Origin of the sequence: Mesorhizobium sp. M0800, assembly GCF_040320095.1 — a bacterium.
In the GTDB taxonomy this organism is placed as follows: Bacteria; Pseudomonadota; Alphaproteobacteria; order Rhizobiales; family Rhizobiaceae; genus Mesorhizobium.
Map to the genome: position 1 here is coordinate 1 of NZ_JAMYOZ010000032.1, position 15845 is coordinate 15845.

Sequence of the window (15845 nt, forward strand, 5' to 3'; positions counted from 1 at the left end):
GAATCGGTGATCGCAACGTCACCACCGTGCCATGGCCGCTCGCCCCTCAGAGCAGGCGCCGTTCTCTCTCCAAAACTTTTTGCAGAACCTTCAGCACACTATCGATACGGGGAGTATCCAACGCCTTCACACCGTCTCTCGCAACACATTCGTAAGGCCGCCGGACATATGGCCGATATCGCCATCGTGGAAACCCGCGAACGGGTTCTTGCCGGAATCCTGTTCACCGGAGCTGCCTACCTGCTGTTTTCGATGCAGGACGCCTCAAGCTGACACTATGGTGTCAGGAAGGGGCAGCGTAGGCTGGTGAGATGACGGGATCGCTGGACATGCCATGCACAGTGGAAAGCGCCCGCGAGCGTACCCTCGGTATCATCCTGGTCTCGGCATCGGCGGCCGTCTTCGGCCTCACCGGCGTGCTGACCAAATCGATCCATGCCGACCCGCTGACCATTACCTGCTGGCGCGGCTTCGTCGGCTCGATCCTGATCAGCCTCTATGTCCTATGGCGCCGCCAGCGCTCCGGCGGTCGCGACAGCTTGCGGCTCGGCTGGCGAGGCTGGCTGCTGGCGATCGAGGGCGCGCTCGCGAGCATCGCCTTTATCTCGGCGTTCAAGTTCACCTTTGTCGCCAATGTCGCGATCATCTATGCCACGGCCCCGTTCGTCACCGCGCTGCTGGCCCTCCTGTTGGTCCGCGAGCCGTTCCGGCTGCAGACGCTTGCCGCCGCTGCTGTGTCACTATGCGGTGTGGCAATCATGGTCTGGTCCGGCTTCGGCACCGGCCATTTGTTCGGCGACGGGCTGGCGCTGCTGATGACGATCGGCAGCGCGCTCTACATGATCATGGTGCGCGCCTTCCGCGACACGCCGGTGGTGTGGGCGGGTGCGGTGTCGGCATTCCTTCTGTTCGTGCTCGGCTGGTTCGTCGCCGATCCGCTGGCTGTCCCGGCCAGGGACGCTGTGCTTCTAGCCACCTTCGGCGCCTCATTCGCGCTGGCTTCGATCCTGTGGACGGAGGGCACCCGGCTTATTCCGGCGGCCGAGTCCGGATTGCTGGGTTCAGCTGAAGTGCCATTCGCGATCCTGTTTGCCTTCCTGTTCCTGGCGGAGATCCCGCCGGCAGCCAGCATGGTCGGTGGCGCCATCGTGCTTTGCGCGGTGTTCGCTCACGCCGGCCGCGACTGGCTGATGGCCAGGCAGCGCGCAGCGGATGCATGACCAATCCTCGCCGCGTCCGAGCGCGAGTTGGTGGTCCGATCACGAGAAATCCGGTCCTGAAAATTAATTTGAAAAGTCATGGAACCATCATAGGGCTCAGGCATTATGGCTGCGACGGGCCACCCCAAGTCCCCCCAAACCCCTCGGCCCGTCCTACTTAGAAGCCGACCGCAAGGTCGGCTTTTTCTTTGCTGGCTCAATTGGCCAAGGCCAGGTTGCCGCTGAACAACGCTGCCAGATCCTGCGCCGGCCGGTCGGCATCCTCACGCAAGCGGACGGCGAATTCGGCGACCGGCACCGGCGGCAGATCAAGATCGCGCGGCGCCTCGACGATGCCGGAATGAGCGAAGCGCGCCGTCCTCAACGTCAAGGCGATGCCGGCGTGCACCGCCGTGCGCAGGCCGGCGAGGCTGGCACTGCCGGCAGCAATGCGGTAGCGACGGCTGGCCGCATCGAGTGCACTGGTCGCCGCTTCGCGAAACCCGCAATGGGGATCGAGCAGCGCCAAGGGCAGTTCGTCGTGGCGGGTGGCCAGCCCGTTCTGTGAGCAAAGCCAGATCATTGGCTCCTTGAGCACACCGACTTCGTCCCGTGTCGGCACCTGCCGCATGGCAATGGCCAGATCAAGGGTGCCGGCCTGCAAAGCCTGCGCCAGTTCGGCGGAACGGCCGACGCGCAGTTCGATCCTGACGCGCGGATGGCTGACAGCAAAAGCCCTGAGAAGCTGCGGCAAGACGCTGTCGGCGAAATCCTGCGTGGTGCCGATGGCGACGCGCCCGTCGGCGTGCGCGCCTTTGAGGGCCAGCCACGCCTCGCGGTGCGCGGCAAGGATGCGACGCGCGTGAACGATCAGATCCTCGCCTGCCGGCGTCAGGCCGCGCCCTCTCCCCTGCGGCACCAGCAGCGGTTCGCCGACAACATCCTCCAGCCGCTGCATCTGCGCGGTCACTGCGGACGGCGAGCGACCGACGATCGACGCGGCCCGCGCTAGGGAACCGCCGTCGACGAAAGCGAGGAAAGTCTTGAGGAGGTCGGGATCGAACAACTGCATCATAATAATTCGATACTATCAAAGTATTTATCAAAAACAATTCGATTTTTTTGATCAAAGGACGATGGCATGATTTTCTCGACGGCGAAGAGGCGCCGCTTGAAACCGAGGAGAAGAAATATGCCGATCATCAATGTCAGCGTTACCGGCAAGCCCGATGCCGCTTTGTCCGCCGCCATTGCCAAGGAAGTGACCGAACTGACGGCCACGCATCTGCGCAAGGACGCGACGATCACAGCTGTTGCCATTTCCTATCACGACCCCGAGCACTGGTTCGCCGGCGGCAAGTCGCTGGCCGAGCATGGCACCAACACAGCCTGGCTCGACATCAAGGTTGTCGACGGCACCAACACCAAGCTCGAACTGGAGGCGTATCTGCAGGCAATTTTCGCGGCATTCGGCCGGCTGCTGGGTAAGGTGCATGAGGAAAGCTACGCCCTCGTGCATGAAGTGCCTGCAGCCGCCTATGGCTTTGGCGGCAAGACGCAGGAATTCCGCTTCATCAGCGGAAGGATGAAAGCGGCGTAGCTGCGATAGGCAGCCGAGCCGAATCAAACATAGGAGAGAAGGAAAAATGGAGCCGCATTGACGTTGATCCAACTTCGGCTAGGTTCTCACCCGAAGCGGCCACTGAAGAGCCGTGACGTGAGATCGTTGGGAGATGCGGCGATGATCCTGACACTGGCGCTGCTTGCGGGTCTTGTCGCGGCCTGGCTGCTGATCGGCGTGGTGGAGAAGTTCCGTCTCGGCCTGCGTTTGAGCCAAGCGCTGCTCTACGTGCCGTTCAAGCTCGCCTACCGGATCAGCGACGAGCGCATCAAGATTGCGCGCAGGTCGGTGGCCCCGGTCATCTATGTCATCTGGCATCAGTCACGCATCGAGCCGGCGCTGATGCTGTCGCTGCTGCCGGAGGACACGCTGCACATCCTCGACCAGGCTTCGGCCAGATCGCCGTGGCTGGAGCCGTGGCGCGAGCTCGGCCGCACCATCGCCTTCAACGCCGAGCATGTCTTCGTCAGCCGCAGATTGGTGCGGGTGCTGAAGGGCAAGGGCCGGCTCGCCGTTTACCTGCCGGATGCGGTCGAGCCAGACCTCAAGTCGTTTCGGTTGTTTCGCGCCATCACTCGTATCGCCATGCAGGCCGACGCCCGTATCGTGCCGGTCTTCGTTGCCGGCGCACGCAGTCTGCCGGCCTCGCTGACGCCGGCGGACAAGGCGCCGCGCCATTGGTTTCCGCAGCTGTCGATCAGCGCGCTGGAGCCGATGACCATCGCCGAGCTGGTGGCGCGGAACCCAGATCAGGCCTCCAACACCAATGCGCTGTTTGATCGCTTCGCCGAGGCCAGGCTTTTCGGCAGTGATCTCGACCGAGGGCTGTTCCTCGCCATGCGCGATGCGGCCGACCGTGTTGGCGCTTCGCACCCAATAATCGAGGACGTCATTGGCGGTGCCCTGAGCTACCGGAAAGTGTTCATCGGCGCCAGGGTTTTGGGCCGACGGTTCGAGGCAATAACAGCGCCGGGCGAAGCGGTTGGGCTGCTCCTGCCCAACGCCAATGGCGTCGTGCTGTCGTTCGTCGGACTTCTGTCGGCTGCGCGGGTGGCAGCAATGATCAACTATACCGCCGGCCCGGCCAGCGTCACCGCCGCCATCCGCACGGCGATGATCCGCACCGTGGTCTCCTCACGCGCCTTTGTCGAAAAGGCCAACCTCGCCGACATCGTCGAGGCGGTGGAAAAGGGCGGGGCGAAACTGCTGTGGCTGGAGGATGTCCGCGCAAGCGTGACCGTGCTGGACAAGGCCGCAGCCGGCTTGCTGTGGCGCTGGCCGTTGCAGCGCCAGGATGCGGCCAAGCCGGCAGTGATCCTGTTCACCTCCGGCTCGGAAGGCACGCCCAAGGCCGTGGTGCTGTCGCACCGGAACCTTCTTGCCAATGCGATGCAGGCGGAAGCCCGCATCACCATCTCGCCGGCCGATATCCTGCTCAACGTGCTGCCGGTGTTCCACTCGTTCGGGCTGACCGGCGGCACCATCCTGCCGCTGGTCACCGGAGTAAAGCTGTTCCTCTACCCGTCACCGCTCCACTACAAACTTATTCCGGAGGTGGCGCGCAAGGTCCGGCCGACGGTGATGTTCGGCACTGACACGTTCCTCGCCAACTATGCCCGCACCGCCAAGGACGGCGATTTTTCCAGCCTGCGCTTCGTCGTGGCCGGTGCCGAGGCGGTGAAGCCGGAGACGCGCCGGGTTTACCGCGAGCGCTTCCAGGCCGAGATCATCGAAGGTTTTGGCTTGACCGAGGCCGCACCAGTGGTTGCCGTCAACACCGCCATCCACGGCCGCGACGGAACGGTCGGGCGGCTGCTACCGGCCATGCGCATGAAACTCGAACCGGTTGAAGGCATCAGCGACGCCGGCCGGCTGTGGCTCGACGGGCCGAACCTGATGATGGGCTACATGACCAGCGACCGGCCTGGCGAGCTGCAGCCGCTCGAAGGCTGGCACGACACCGGCGATATCGTTTCGGTCGATCGCGAAGGCTTCATCACCATTCGCGGCCGCGCCAAGCGCTTCGCCAAGATAGCCGGCGAGATGGTATCGCTTGGTGCGGTCGAGATGCTGGTGCAGTCGCTGTGGCCGGAAGAGCATCACGCCGTGGTAGCGGTGCCGGACAAGCGGCGCGGCGAGCGCCTCGTTCTGGTCACCACCGCCGACAATGCCGATCCCCACGAATTGCGCGAATTCGGCAAAAAAGCCGGCGCGGCCGAACTGATGGTGCCGAACGACATCGTCAAGGTCGAGGAGATCCCGGTACTGGGCTCCGGCAAGACCGACTATGTCTCGACTAGAAAGCTGGCGCTCGAGAGGCTGGGACTGAGCGCAGCCGCCTGAGGTTTGCTGTCGAAAACTCTAAAGCGCGTCGCGTTCGACCGGCCTTGTGCGACGCGCTTTGGACTCTTGCTTTTATGCATGCCGTTATCGCAAAACCGCTGCACACTTTTGCGCGAATGCATTAGAAGACCACGACCGACAACAGCAGAATGGCCCCGACGGCCATCATCAGCAGGCCCGGCCAGTTCTGCGACAGGCCGAGAAAACGGAGCCCGCGCCGCCGCGGCTCCAGGGTCGGACCTGGTGTTGCGAGATTAGGCGTCGGACTGTCCGGCGCGGTGGAGACAGCGGCCGGTTCACTAAGCCGCCCGCGCATGATGGCTGCTACCGCCATATAGACGAGGCCGGCGACAGTCAGTAACACGCCGATGAGGATGACAGCCATTTCTCCTCGTTTCCGATGGTTCTGCGCCCGATGCGGCAGCTTGCGCGACGTAGAGCAGCCGCTCAGACGGACCTACCAAACACAAACGGTCTAGCCGCCCAGCAAGTTCCGAAAACGGGGCTTTTGAGGTGCATTCCACAGCGCCGCGCGCTGTGTGAGCCGGTCCTGAGTCTAAACGGACGACCCTTTTCGGAATCATGCACTGCCAGGCGCAACGCGAACTGGCACCAAATCTGTCAGCCAATATCCGAGGACGGCACCTTCTCGCCTTCGCGCTTGGCGCGTCTCGAATAGGCGCGCACGCTGAACGGCAAGAAGACCAGATAGCCGGCAACCGAGGCCGTCAGCGTATACCAGGGATAGGTCATCAAAAGCAGGACGTAGAGGACGACTGCGAGGATGATCGGCAGCACCCTGTCGCCCGGTATCCTGACGCTCTTGCCGGAATAGACGGGCAGTCTGCTGACCAGCAGGAACGCCACCAATATTGTAAAGCCGGTGGCAATGAAGGCTGCCAGGCGGCTGGGTTCAAGCCCAAGCCTGAGGAAGAACAGATACAGCGGCAGCATCACCAGCACCGCACCCGCCGGCGCCGGCACGCCGACGAAATATTCGGTCTGCCACTGCGGACGGTCGAGTTCTTCGTCGAGCACGTTGAAACGGGCAAGCCTCATCCCACAGGCGATGGTGAACAGCAGCGCGGCGATCCAGCCCGGCGAACCTGCCCTGTCGAGCAGAAAGGCATAGAGCACCAGTGCCGGTGCCACGCCGAAATTGACGATATCGGCCAGCGAATCCATCTGGGCGCCGAATTTGGAAGTCGCCTTCAGCATTCGCGCCAGACGGCCGTCGATACCATCGAGGAAGGCCGCGAGCAGCACCATCACCACCGCTGGCTCGAAGCGGCCCTCGAAGCCGAAGCGAATACCGGACAGGCCGGCGCAGATGGCGAGCACCGTGACCAGATTGGGCAGCACCATGCGCATCGGGATTTCGCGAATGCGCGGGCCACCGCCGCCATGCGCCTCGAATTTTTTGAACGGCGGGGCCACCGGTCAGGAGATCCGCACGAGCGGCGTTGCGGCAACGCCGCCGAATTCCGCCAGCACCGTCTCACCGCCAACCGCGGTCTGGCCGACGGCGACACGCGGCGTCGCGGTCGAGGGCAGGAATACATCGACGCGCGAGCCAAAGCGGATCAGCCCGAAGCGCTCGCCGGTGCCGATGGCGCCGCCGGGCTCGGCCCAGCAGACGATGCGCCGCGCCACCAGGCCGGCAATCTGTACCGCGGCGACCGTTCCATTGGGGCTTTCGATGACCAGCCCGTTGCGCTCGTTCTCGGTGCTTGCCTTGTCGAGTTCGGCATTGAGGAATTTTCCTGGCCGATGCTCGATCCTGGAAATGCGGCCGCGCACCGGGGAGCGGTTCACGTGGCAGGAAAAGACGTTCATGAACACCGAGATGCGGGTCATTTCGCCGCCGCCGAGGCCAAGCTCGCGCGGCGGCACGGCCGGGCCAACCGCCGAGACGATGCCGTCGGCCGGGCTGACAACCAGCCGGTCATCGATCGGCGTGACACGCTCGGGATCGCGGAAGAAATAGGCGCACCAGGCCGTCAGGATGAGACCGATCCAGAACAGGGTCGAGGAGAAGTAGCCAAGAAAGAGCGTCGCCGCGCCGAACGCAGCGATAAAGGGATAACCCTCGCGATGGATCGGAACGAATGCATTCTTGATCGTGTCAACGAGGCTCATGGATGAGGGCAACCTTGGTTCCAAGTCCGGCCTCAATAGCGGAAACACCCCGCGGTCGCAACGCGACAATGAGAGCGCTCGGGGGTGGCGGTTGCCGCCGTTTCAGGATGCCGTTAGCAGCATCCGGACTGCCGAAGTGATCAACCGGAAATGTTCATTGCGATTGTCGGAACGCAGCACTCTCGCCCGTCCTTGGCAAGACAGCGCCTCTCATCGGCCTTTCGGCCATGACGATTTGCGCAAACCCGGAGGTTCTCGGCCCATGCAGAAATCAGCAGCTAGGCAAGTGCAAGTGGTGATGAACGGCTTGGCCTTCGGCGAGTCACCGCGCTGGCATGACGGCCGGCTGTGGCTCTGCAACTGGGGCACAGGCCAGATCATCGCCGTTGACGCTCTGGGCAACAGCGAGATCGTGCTCACCGTGCCGGCCACCCTGCCCTATTCCATTGACTGGCTTCCGGACGGGCGCCTGCTTGTCGTGTCCGGCCGCGAAGGGCTGATCCTCAGGCAGGAGGCAGACGGGACATTGGTCACCCATGCCGATCTGAGACAACTATCAAAGGGCCCGTGGAACGAGATCGTCGTCGATGGACGCGGCAACATCTATGTCAATGGCGGTGGGCCCGCTCCGGATCCCGGCCAGCATTTCGGCCCCGGCGCCATCGTGCTGGTCGCGCCTGACGGCTCGGTTCAGCAGGTGGCTGAGAACCTCGCCTTCGCCAATGGCATGGCGGTGACGCCTGACAACAAGACGCTTATCGTTGCCGAGTCCCACGCCAACCGGCTGACCGCCTTCGACATCGCTGCCGATGGTGGCCTTTCCAACCGCAGGATCTGGGCCAATCTCGGCAACGGTTTTCCCGACGGCATCTGCCTCGATGCCGAAGGTGCGGCCTGGTACGCCGACGTTCCGAACCGGCATTGCGTGCGGGTGCGCGAGGGCGGCGCGATGCTCGAAAGCGTCGACGTCGATCGCGGCTGTTTTGCCTGCATGCTCGGCGGCAGCGAGGCAAAAACGCTGTTCATCGTCGCCGCCGAATGGCACGGCTTCGAACATATGATTAGCGATGCCCGTACCGGCCAGGTGCTCAGCATCGAGGCTACCGCGCCGGGCGCCGGCTGGCCGTAGAAGAGCTTACACCCCGGGAATCCGCTGATAGTTGGCGATATCGGCCTTGACGCCAAGTCGCGCAATGGTCTCCTGAGGATTGAAGCCGATGCGCTCATGCGCAGCCTTGATGATCGGCACGACCTTGTCGACGGCGGCCTGCCCTTCCCATTCGACAATGGTCACGAGGTTGAACTCGCCCGGCCCCGAGAATTGCTCAAGCAGGAAATCCTGGACGAACCCTTGCTGCTGGCGCAGCAAATCATGCGTCATCCGGACCTTGGCAAGAATCTCCTCGCGGGCGTTGGCCGGAACGACAAACTTGTCCACCCGGAATACACTGCCGCCACTAACTGCCTGATTTATCCCATTCATATCGATTGTCTCCGTTTTTGAACGACGCATCTTGCTGCGATCCAAAACGGCCTACGATCTCAACTTAAGTTGAGGTCAAGCACGAATTTTCAGCTCACCTCCGAGGTGCGGCGGCGGACGACGACGCCGAACTCGTCGCTTTCGCGGGCAATGCGCAGCCGCTCCTCGGCCTCGCTTGCCTCGCGCTGGCGGTCCCACATCGATGCATAAAGGCCGCGCTTGGCTATCAAGGCGACATGGGTGCCGCGCTCGGCGATCTGGCCATCCTGCAGGACGATGATCTCGTCGGCCGAAATCACTGTGGACAGCCGATGGGCGATGACGAGGGTGGTGCGGCCCTGGCTGACCAGGTCGAGTGCCGCCTGGATCTCCTGCTCGGTGTGGCTGTCCAGTGCCGAGGTCGCCTCGTCGAGCATCAGGATCGGCGGTGCCTTCAAAATGGTGCGGGCAATCGCCACCCGCTGCTTCTCGCCGCCGGACAGTTTTAATCCGCGCTCGCCGACCATTGAGCGATAGCCGTCGGGCAGCCGCTCGATGAACGGTCCGATCTGGGCCAGTTCTGCCGCCTTGCGCACATCCTCCTCGCTGGCGCCGACGCGGCCGTAGCGGATGTTGTAGGCGATGGTGTCGTTAAACAGCACCGTGTCCTGCGGCACCATGCCGATGGCAGCGCGCAAGCTCTCCTGCGTCACGTCGCGAATGTCCTGGCCGTCGATCAAAATCTTGCCGCGCTGGATGTCGTAGAAGCGAAACAAAAGCCGCGAAATGGTCGACTTGCCGGCTCCGGAGGGGCCGACGATGGCCACCGTCTTGCCGGCTGGCACCTCGAAGCTGATGCCCTTCAGGATCTTGCGGTTGGGGTCGTAGGAAAAATGTACGTCGCGGAACTCGACCCTGCCGGCATCGACGACCAGCGGCTTGGCGCCCGGCCGATCGACGATCTCACGCTTGACATCGAGCAGATCGAACATGTTTTCGATGTCGGTCAGGCCCTGGCGAATTTCGCGGTAGATCATGCCGATGAAATTCAGCGGCACCGAAAGCTGCATGAGCATGGCGTTGACGAAGACGAAATCGCCGACGCTGTGTGTGCCCGCCTTCACCTCGAGCGCCGACATCACCATGACGACGGTCATGCCGATACCGAAGATCACACCTTGGCCGAAGTTCAGCCAGCCAAGCGAGGTCCAGGTCCTGGTCGCCGCCAACTCATAGCGCGCCGTGGACCGGTCGAACCGCTCGGCCTCCATGGCTTCGTTATTGAAATATTTGACTGTTTCGTAGTTGAGCAGCGAGTCGATCGCCTTCGTGCTGGCTTCATTGTCGCTTTCGTTCATCTCACGGCGGATCGAAATACGCCAATCGCTCGCCCTGACGGTGAACCAGACATAGAGCCAGACCGTGACCGCGATCACCAAGACGTATAGCCAGCCATAGGTGACGGCGAAGATGCCGGCGGTGAGCGCGAATTCGACGATTGTCGGCGCCGTCGCCAGCATGGTGAAGCGGACGATCGTCTCGATGCCCTTGGTGCCGCGCTCGATGACGCGCGACAGTCCGCCGGTGCGCCGTTCGAGGTGGAAGCGCAGCGACAGTTCGTGCATGTGCACGAAGGTGCGGAAGGCGAGCCGGCGCACCGCATGCTGGCCGACCCGTGCAAACAGGGCGTCGCGTAACTGGTTGAAGCCGAGCTGCACCAGCCGCACGGCATTGTAGGCGACGACCAGCATGACCGGCGCCAGCAGCAGGGCCGGCAGCGGCGGCGGCGATTTGCTATCGCCGGCCAGTGCGTCGGTCGCCCATTTGAAGAAATAGGGTCCGGCCACCAGGGTCAGCTTGGCGACAACCAGCAGTACGGTTGCCCACACCACGCGCGCCCTCAGGTCGGCGCGGTCGGCCGGCCACATATAGGGCCAGAGATTGCGCAACGTTCTGAAGGTCGAGCCGGAATCTGCGGAAACGGTTTTCTCGGCCATTCTTGTTTACCTTTATGATTTTAGCGGCCGGAGCAGCAGGAATCGACCAGCGCGGCCAGCGATGCCGAAACATCGGCGAGCGCGGCGCGGTCGAGTTCATAGCGCGAGCGCTGGCGGTCAGGCTCGAAGCGGATCAGCCCGGCCTCGACCAGGATCTTCAAATGCTGGGAAACGGTGGACTGCGCCAGGTCGAGATGCTCGACGACCTCGCGACAGCAGCAGGAACGGCTTGCGGAAAGGTGTTTGAGAATTTCGATCCGCGCTGGATGCGAAAGGGCCGCGAGCCGGACAGCGACAGCGCGGCTATCCGGCGTGCAGTTGGCCGGCGTGCAGTTGGCCGGCGCGCGTTCATCTGCCGCGCGGCTTCGGTCCGTTACGAGGGGGGATTCGGTCATCGTCCATCGGCGATAAACGATGACTGGCCCTGCCGCAAGCTATCCTGATGGGCAGAACGGCTACTCGGACTTGACTGGCGCCGTCGTCATCTGGTCGCCCATTGCCTTGAGATCGGCGGGCTCGCCTTCCTTCGATTTCTCCGGCACCTTGAACACCTGCCCCGGCCAGATGCGGTTCGGATTGCTGATCTGGTCCTGGTTGGCGAGATAGATGGTCGAGTAGCGCATGCCTTGGCCATAGACCCGCCGCGAAATCCGCCACAGCGTGTCATGGCGGCGGATGATGACTGCGCCATCGGCATGTTCGAGCTTTGGCGCCACGGTCTCGGGAGTTTCGCCCGGAGGCGCTGCGACAGCCATTTCGGCCGGGGCCTCGGTTGTAGGAGTGGGGGCAGTTGCGGGCGTTTCGGCGGCCGTTGCCGGTGCGGCTTCGGTCGCCGGAGCATTCGGCTCGGCTTGTTTTACCCCGGCAGGCTTCTGCTCGGCCGGCGCCACGGCCGCAACCGCCTCACCAGGCTCGCGCTCGAACGGCACAGCCGCACGGGCCACCACCGTCACGCCGTCGGCATCGAGCGCATCGACGTGGATGGTGTAGGTGCCGACCGGGATGTCGCGTGTCGCTTCGACCAGGAAGTGGCGGTCGGGCGAGGTCTTCGCGTCACCGAGCAGGATATCGTTGGCATACGCACGCACCTTGCGGCCGGGATCGGCGACGCCGGCAACGAAAATCTTGTTGCCGTCGATTTCGACAGCTTCGACGACGATCTTCGGCTCCGCCGCGGAAGTAGCGGGCGCTGCCGGTGTGGCGGGCGCTGCCGCAGCCGGCGCGGCTTCAACAGCGGCCGGCGCGGCAGGAGCAGGCGCTGCTGGAACATCAGCCGCCGGGGCGGCTGGCGCCGGCGCTGCGGCAGCCGGCAATTCGGTGCCGGTGGCGGGTGGCTGAACGGCCGCCTGTTCGCCGACAGGCGGCGGGGCGTCAGATTTCGCCTGAGGGGCCGGAACAGTGAGCAGTTCGGACGGCTTGCCCGGCTCCTCGACCATTGCCAGCACCTGACCGGTGGAATTCTGGGGGATCGAAACGACGGCGGTCTGCGCCGAGGCGGTCACGACATTGCCAGCCGTCGAGCGCAGTGTGATCGTGTAGTCGCCGGGCTTCAGCGGATCGTCGAGAACAATGGCAAAGGCGCCGTCGGGACCGGCGACCGTCGAGCCGAGCACAGCCGAACCGTTGAGAATCTCGACCTTGGCGTTGGGCGCCGCATTGCCGGCGACGACGATCGAGCCGTTGCTTTCGACGCGCACGATGTCGAAGGTCGGCACGATTGCACCTGCTGCGGCCGGCGCGGCGGGCGCTGCCGCATCGGTGGACGCGGCGGGCGCAGGCGGCAGCCGGCCCTCGGTCGCCGGAGCAGCCGGTTTCGAAGCCGGCGGCGTCAGCGCCGCGACCTCCGCAGGCCGGGTAGAATTGAGATACGGGTCGAGCGCGCCCGATACATAGGCGGTTCCCGCCGCGGCGACAGAGCCGCCAGCCGCGAACAAAAACGCCTTCAATGGATTAATTGCCATGTTTCCCTGCCCCTTAGCCACCTAATTTCGGTCTAGCCTGTTTTACCAAAGCCGACAAGAAAAAGCCCGCCCCAGGGCTTGACCATGCCAATAGTCCCTATCACCAATCATAACATGAACACGATTCGATCTGTCTGCGTCTATTGCGGCTCGTCCCCCGGCCGAGATGAGACCTATATCAAGGCCGGACACCTGCTTGGCCGCTCGATCGCCAAGTCCGGCCTGCGTCTGATTTATGGCGGCGGCACTAAAGGGATCATGGGTGCCGTCGCTGAAGGGGCATTAAAGGCCGGTGGCAAGGTAACCGGCATAATTCCACGTTTTCTGATCAACCGGGAGGCGACCGAAACCGCGCTTAACCGGCTCGACGAGCTCGTCATCACCGACAACATGCACCAGCGCAAGCACAGGATGTTTGAGAAATCCGACGCCTTTGTGGCGTTGCCCGGCGGCATCGGCACCGTCGAGGAGATCGTCGAGATCATGACTTGGGCACAGCTCGGCCATCACCGCAAGCCGATCGTCTTCGGCAACGTCGGCGGGTTCTGGGATCCGATGCTGGCGTTGCTCGACCACATGGCAACGGAGGGCTTCATCCACACGGCGCAACGGGTCAAGCCGCTGGTGGTCGGGGATCCGGAAGCAATCGTCGCCGCTATCATGGTGGCGGGATCCTCCGTCGATGCACCGACGGAGGGCGTGCAGTCGGTGATTGATAAGATGTAGAGTGAATGGTGAATGGTGAATGGTGAATGGTGAATGGTGAAGTAGAAGACTTTCCAAACCGGCGCCTGTCTATTCACTATTCACTATTCACTCCTTCCCTACTGCCTTCCTCAAGTCTCCGATGACCGCACGCTTGTCCTGACGCCGCCAGGCGAGATGGATCGCGACGGTGCGTTCGAACCACGGCAGATCGCGAAACACGATCTGAGGCGGCGCGGCACTCCGCAGGCTGGCCTGCACCGTCGCCAGCCCAAGCCCGGCGCTGACCAAGCCCAACGACGTCAACGGATCGGTCGTCTCATAGGCTATGTCGGGCAGGAAACCGGCCTTCGCACAGGCGGCGAGAAATTGGCTGCGGTTGGTGTCGTCAGGCTGGCGCACCACCGTGATCCAGGTACGGCCGTCCAGTTGCTGCGGCAGTATCTCCGCGATTTCTGCCAATGGATCGCCTTCCGGCATCGCCAGAACCAGCGGCTCGCGCATGATGAGCATGGCGACGATGTCGGGATCATCGGCAGAAGGAGGCGTGTAGACAAGGCCCAGATCGAGCGATCGTTCGCGCAGCGCTTCGATCTGGGCGGCGGAACGCTGACCCTTCAGTTGAAGATGAAATTCGGGCCGGTCGCGGTGAAACTGGCGCAGCATCCGAGCGACAAGCCCGGCATGGACCGCACCTTCCACATAACCGATGGCGAGACGGCCGACCGTACCGCTGGCGAGATTGCGGCCGAGCTCCTCCAGCCGTCTTGCATGGGCCAGCAGCGCACGCGCCTCGGCAAGAAAAGCGCGGCCCTCGGCATTGAGATGAACACGCTGCCTCGCCCTCTCGAACAGTGCGACGCCCAGCTGCTCCTCCAGCTGAATGATCTGACGGCTGAGCGGCGACTGCGAGATGTGCAGCAATTCGGCGGCACGCCCGACGTTGCCGGTTTCGGCCACCGTGATGAAATAGCGGAGCTGGCGCAGGTCGAACATTGTTGCTTCGATGCTCAAGTCCCGTGAGGTCTCAAATTTAGCCTAATCAGTCTTGGACTGTCTGGCCAGCAGAAGCGAATATTTCCGCCATTCCAACGGCCAACATCAGGAGATTCCGATGCAGTTCTTTGCCCTTCTTGCGCGCAACACCGAAAAGTTCACCGACGCCGATTTCGCGCCGCTGCTGCCTGGCGAGGCCGAGCAGCGCCGCACGCTCTATGCCGAAGGCGCCGTGCGTCAGGTGTGGAATCGGGGCGACATTCCCGGCAGCGGCATGATGTTCGAAGCCGGCAGCGATGCCGATGTGCGCCACCATCTTGCAACTTTACCGCTGGTCAAGGCCGGCATGATGGATATTGCCGCCGTCGTGCCGCTGCAGCCATATCCCGGCTTCGGGCCGAAGCGCTGAGCGCTCGTGAAAGACGCGGCTGCCGGCATTAAGACCGGCCAGCCGCCTTTCTTCGTTACGCGGCTCGAGCTGATGCGGAAACGGTCTTGCGCGCCGAAGAAAACATCGACCAGGAGTACATCGCCAGTGCCGCCCAGATCAGCCCGAAGGCTATGGCCTGAACACTGCCGAAGGGTTCGCCGAAAATCAGCACCGCGATCAAAAAGACGATCGTCGGCGCGATATATTGCATGATGCCGATGGTGGAGAGGCGCAGCAGCCTGGCGCCGAACGCAAACAACAGCAGAGGCACGGCGGTGACCGGACCGCAGCCGATCAGCAACGCGGTGTCGTTCAGCGATCTGGAGACGAAATGATCCTGTCCTGTGGCGATCAGGAAGATGATGTAGCCGAGTGCCGGCACCGACAGCAGCAGCACTTCAAGCAGGAAGCCCTGGCTCGGGCCGATTGGCAGCGTCTTGCGGAAGAAGCCATAGGCGGCAAAGGAAAAGGCCAGCACCAGCGACACCCAGGGTAGCTTGCCGGCGTCGATGGTCAGCACCGCGACCGCGATTGTCGCCAGCACCACCGCCGCGATCTGCAGGCGGTCGAGCCGCTCGCCGAGGAGCAGCGCGCCGACAACGACGCTGACCAGCGGGTTGATGTAATAGCCGAGCGCGGTCTCGATGGTGCGGTCGACCGCGATCGCCCAAACATAGATGCCCCAGTTGACCGAGATCAGCGCCGCCGTCAGCACCGCCATCGAAATGATGCGCGGCGAACGAACTGCCGCTTTGAAATCGGCAGTGCGGCCGGCCCAGACCAGGACGGCGGCCGCGATCGGCACCGACCAGACGATGCGGTGGGCAATGACTTCGGCCAGCGGCAGATGCGCGACAGCCTTCATGTAGAAGGGCAGCAGCCCCCAAAGCAGGTAGGCGCCGAGCGCCAGCAGGAAGCCGCGACGAGCTTTGGTGTCGGCCTCGATGTGAAGTGCTTGGGTAGTCATGGCCCAAGGCTATGCGCCAGCGGCT

Annotated in this window: 16 protein-coding genes and 1 pseudogene; 7 read left to right on the forward strand and 10 right to left on the reverse strand. The window is 63.3% G+C overall.

Annotated elements, in window-relative coordinates; all coding sequences use genetic code 11:
- Together NKI18_RS27365 and NKI18_RS27370 are read left to right on the forward strand one after the other, a co-directional pair.
- Positions 1-273 (forward strand): annotated as a pseudogene (locus NKI18_RS27365) (hypothetical protein); the annotation flags it as partial.
- 38 nt (positions 274-311) lie between these two features.
- Positions 312-1220 (forward strand): DMT family transporter, encoded by a 909-nt coding sequence (locus NKI18_RS27370; protein ID WP_502900771.1) that lies wholly within the window; start codon positions 312-314, stop codon positions 1218-1220.
- Between the two features lie 196 nt (positions 1221-1416).
- Here the strand turns inward: NKI18_RS27370 and NKI18_RS27375 are convergent, their stop codons facing one another.
- Entirely contained in the window at positions 1417-2271 is an 855-nt protein-coding gene (locus tag NKI18_RS27375) for a LysR substrate-binding domain-containing protein (RefSeq protein ID WP_352620483.1), read from the reverse strand.
- Positions 2272-2391: 120 nt separating this feature from the next.
- Here NKI18_RS27375 and NKI18_RS27380 point away from each other — a divergent pair, with 120 nt between their 5' ends.
- Together NKI18_RS27380 and NKI18_RS27385 are read left to right on the forward strand one after the other, a co-directional pair.
- Positions 2392-2799 carry a tautomerase family protein gene (locus NKI18_RS27380; RefSeq protein WP_023677725.1) on the forward strand — a complete coding sequence of 136 codons (408 nt, stop codon included), beginning with the start codon at positions 2392-2394 and terminating at the stop codon, positions 2797-2799.
- Positions 2800-2940: 141 nt separating this feature from the next.
- The gene (locus NKI18_RS27385; RefSeq protein WP_352620479.1) at positions 2941-5163 is read left to right on the forward strand and encodes an AMP-binding protein; all 2223 of its coding nucleotides are present in this window, start codon (positions 2941-2943) and stop codon (positions 5161-5163) included.
- 121 nt (positions 5164-5284) lie between these two features.
- Here NKI18_RS27385 and NKI18_RS27390 read toward each other — a convergent pair whose 3' ends face one another.
- The 3 genes from NKI18_RS27390 to NKI18_RS27400 all read right to left on the reverse strand — a co-directional run bounded on the left by NKI18_RS27390 (position 5285) and on the right by NKI18_RS27400 (position 7302).
- Positions 5285-5548 (reverse strand): hypothetical protein, encoded by a 264-nt coding sequence (locus tag NKI18_RS27390; protein WP_352578953.1) that lies wholly within the window; start codon positions 5546-5548, stop codon positions 5285-5287.
- Positions 5549-5784: 236 nt separating this feature from the next.
- A complete protein-coding gene (locus NKI18_RS27395; protein ID WP_023677728.1) occupies positions 5785-6600 on the reverse strand; it encodes a CDP-alcohol phosphatidyltransferase family protein in 816 nt (271 codons plus the stop codon).
- A gap of 3 nt (positions 6601-6603) precedes the next feature.
- The gene (locus tag NKI18_RS27400; protein ID WP_023677729.1) at positions 6604-7302 is read right to left on the reverse strand and encodes a phosphatidylserine decarboxylase; all 699 of its coding nucleotides are present in this window, start codon (positions 7300-7302) and stop codon (positions 6604-6606) included.
- Positions 7303-7564: 262 nt separating this feature from the next.
- Between NKI18_RS27400 and NKI18_RS27405 the strand changes: the two genes are divergently transcribed.
- A complete protein-coding gene (locus NKI18_RS27405) occupies positions 7565-8431 on the forward strand; it encodes an SMP-30/gluconolactonase/LRE family protein (protein ID WP_352620475.1) in 867 nt (288 codons plus the stop codon).
- Positions 8432-8437: 6 nt separating this feature from the next.
- On the opposite strand, the gene NKI18_RS27410 is transcribed toward NKI18_RS27405, so the two are convergent.
- The 4 genes from NKI18_RS27410 to NKI18_RS27425 form a co-directional block, all read right to left on the reverse strand.
- Positions 8438-8785, reverse strand: a complete 348-nt coding sequence (locus NKI18_RS27410; protein ID WP_352620473.1) for an antibiotic biosynthesis monooxygenase — start codon at positions 8783-8785, stop codon at positions 8438-8440.
- Positions 8786-8874: 89 nt separating this feature from the next.
- Positions 8875-10761: an ABCB family ABC transporter ATP-binding protein/permease gene (locus NKI18_RS27415; RefSeq protein ID WP_352620471.1), complete on the reverse strand. Its 1887-nt coding sequence runs from the start codon at positions 10759-10761 to the stop codon at positions 8875-8877.
- Positions 10762-10781: 20 nt separating this feature from the next.
- Positions 10782-11156, reverse strand: coding sequence for an ArsR/SmtB family transcription factor (locus tag NKI18_RS27420; RefSeq protein WP_023677733.1), 375 nt, complete (start codon positions 11154-11156; stop codon positions 10782-10784).
- A 60-nt stretch (positions 11157-11216) separates the two neighbouring features.
- Positions 11217-12722: a LysM peptidoglycan-binding domain-containing protein gene (locus tag NKI18_RS27425; protein ID WP_352620469.1), complete on the reverse strand. Its 1506-nt coding sequence runs from the start codon at positions 12720-12722 to the stop codon at positions 11217-11219.
- A 114-nt stretch (positions 12723-12836) separates the two neighbouring features.
- Between NKI18_RS27425 and NKI18_RS27430 the strand changes: the two genes are divergently transcribed.
- Complete coding sequence (locus tag NKI18_RS27430; RefSeq protein WP_352620468.1) at positions 12837-13448, forward strand: LOG family protein; 612 nt, start codon at positions 12837-12839, stop codon at positions 13446-13448.
- Between the two features lie 87 nt (positions 13449-13535).
- Here NKI18_RS27430 and NKI18_RS27435 read toward each other — a convergent pair whose 3' ends face one another.
- Positions 13536-14423 carry a LysR family transcriptional regulator gene (locus tag NKI18_RS27435; protein WP_353021225.1) on the reverse strand — a complete coding sequence of 296 codons (888 nt, stop codon included), beginning with the start codon at positions 14421-14423 and terminating at the stop codon, positions 13536-13538.
- 118 nt (positions 14424-14541) lie between these two features.
- On the opposite strand from NKI18_RS27435, the gene NKI18_RS27440 reads away from it, so the two are divergent.
- The gene (locus tag NKI18_RS27440) at positions 14542-14832 is read left to right on the forward strand and encodes a muconolactone Delta-isomerase family protein (RefSeq protein WP_352448978.1); all 291 of its coding nucleotides are present in this window, start codon (positions 14542-14544) and stop codon (positions 14830-14832) included.
- 55 nt (positions 14833-14887) lie between these two features.
- Here the strand turns inward: NKI18_RS27440 and rarD are convergent, their stop codons facing one another.
- On the reverse strand, positions 14888-15820 hold the full coding sequence (gene rarD / locus NKI18_RS27445; protein ID WP_352620466.1) for an EamA family transporter RarD: 933 nt from the start codon (positions 15818-15820) through the stop codon (positions 14888-14890).
- Positions 15821-15845: the final 25 nt, after the last annotated feature.

Excerpts from the sequence above, each read along its gene's own strand:
- NKI18_RS27370 (WP_502900771.1), top strand. The coding sequence starts at position 312 with ATGACGGGATCGCTGGACATGCCATGCACAGTGGAAAGCGCCCGCGAG.
- NKI18_RS27375 (WP_352620483.1), bottom strand. The coding sequence starts at position 2,271 with ATGCAGTTGTTCGATCCCGACCTCCTCAAGACTTTCCTCGCTTTCGTC.
- NKI18_RS27380 (WP_023677725.1), top strand. The coding sequence starts at position 2,392 with ATGCCGATCATCAATGTCAGCGTTACCGGCAAGCCCGATGCCGCTTTG.
- NKI18_RS27385 (WP_352620479.1), top strand. The coding sequence starts at position 2,941 with ATGATCCTGACACTGGCGCTGCTTGCGGGTCTTGTCGCGGCCTGGCTG.
- NKI18_RS27390 (WP_352578953.1), bottom strand. The coding sequence starts at position 5,548 with ATGGCTGTCATCCTCATCGGCGTGTTACTGACTGTCGCCGGCCTCGTC.
- NKI18_RS27400 (WP_023677729.1), bottom strand. The coding sequence starts at position 7,302 with ATGAGCCTCGTTGACACGATCAAGAATGCATTCGTTCCGATCCATCGC.
- NKI18_RS27405 (WP_352620475.1), top strand. The coding sequence starts at position 7,565 with ATGCAGAAATCAGCAGCTAGGCAAGTGCAAGTGGTGATGAACGGCTTG.
- NKI18_RS27410 (WP_352620473.1), bottom strand. The coding sequence starts at position 8,785 with ATGAATGGGATAAATCAGGCAGTTAGTGGCGGCAGTGTATTCCGGGTG.
- NKI18_RS27415 (WP_352620471.1), bottom strand. The coding sequence starts at position 10,761 with ATGGCCGAGAAAACCGTTTCCGCAGATTCCGGCTCGACCTTCAGAACG.
- NKI18_RS27420 (WP_023677733.1), bottom strand. The coding sequence starts at position 11,156 with ATGACCGAATCCCCCCTCGTAACGGACCGAAGCCGCGCGGCAGATGAA.
- NKI18_RS27425 (WP_352620469.1), bottom strand. The coding sequence starts at position 12,722 with ATGGCAATTAATCCATTGAAGGCGTTTTTGTTCGCGGCTGGCGGCTCT.
- NKI18_RS27430 (WP_352620468.1), top strand. The coding sequence starts at position 12,837 with ATGAACACGATTCGATCTGTCTGCGTCTATTGCGGCTCGTCCCCCGGC.
- NKI18_RS27435 (WP_353021225.1), bottom strand. The coding sequence starts at position 14,423 with ATGTTCGACCTGCGCCAGCTCCGCTATTTCATCACGGTGGCCGAAACC.
- NKI18_RS27440 (WP_352448978.1), top strand. The coding sequence starts at position 14,542 with ATGCAGTTCTTTGCCCTTCTTGCGCGCAACACCGAAAAGTTCACCGAC.
- rarD (WP_352620466.1), bottom strand. The coding sequence starts at position 15,820 with ATGACTACCCAAGCACTTCACATCGAGGCCGACACCAAAGCTCGTCGC.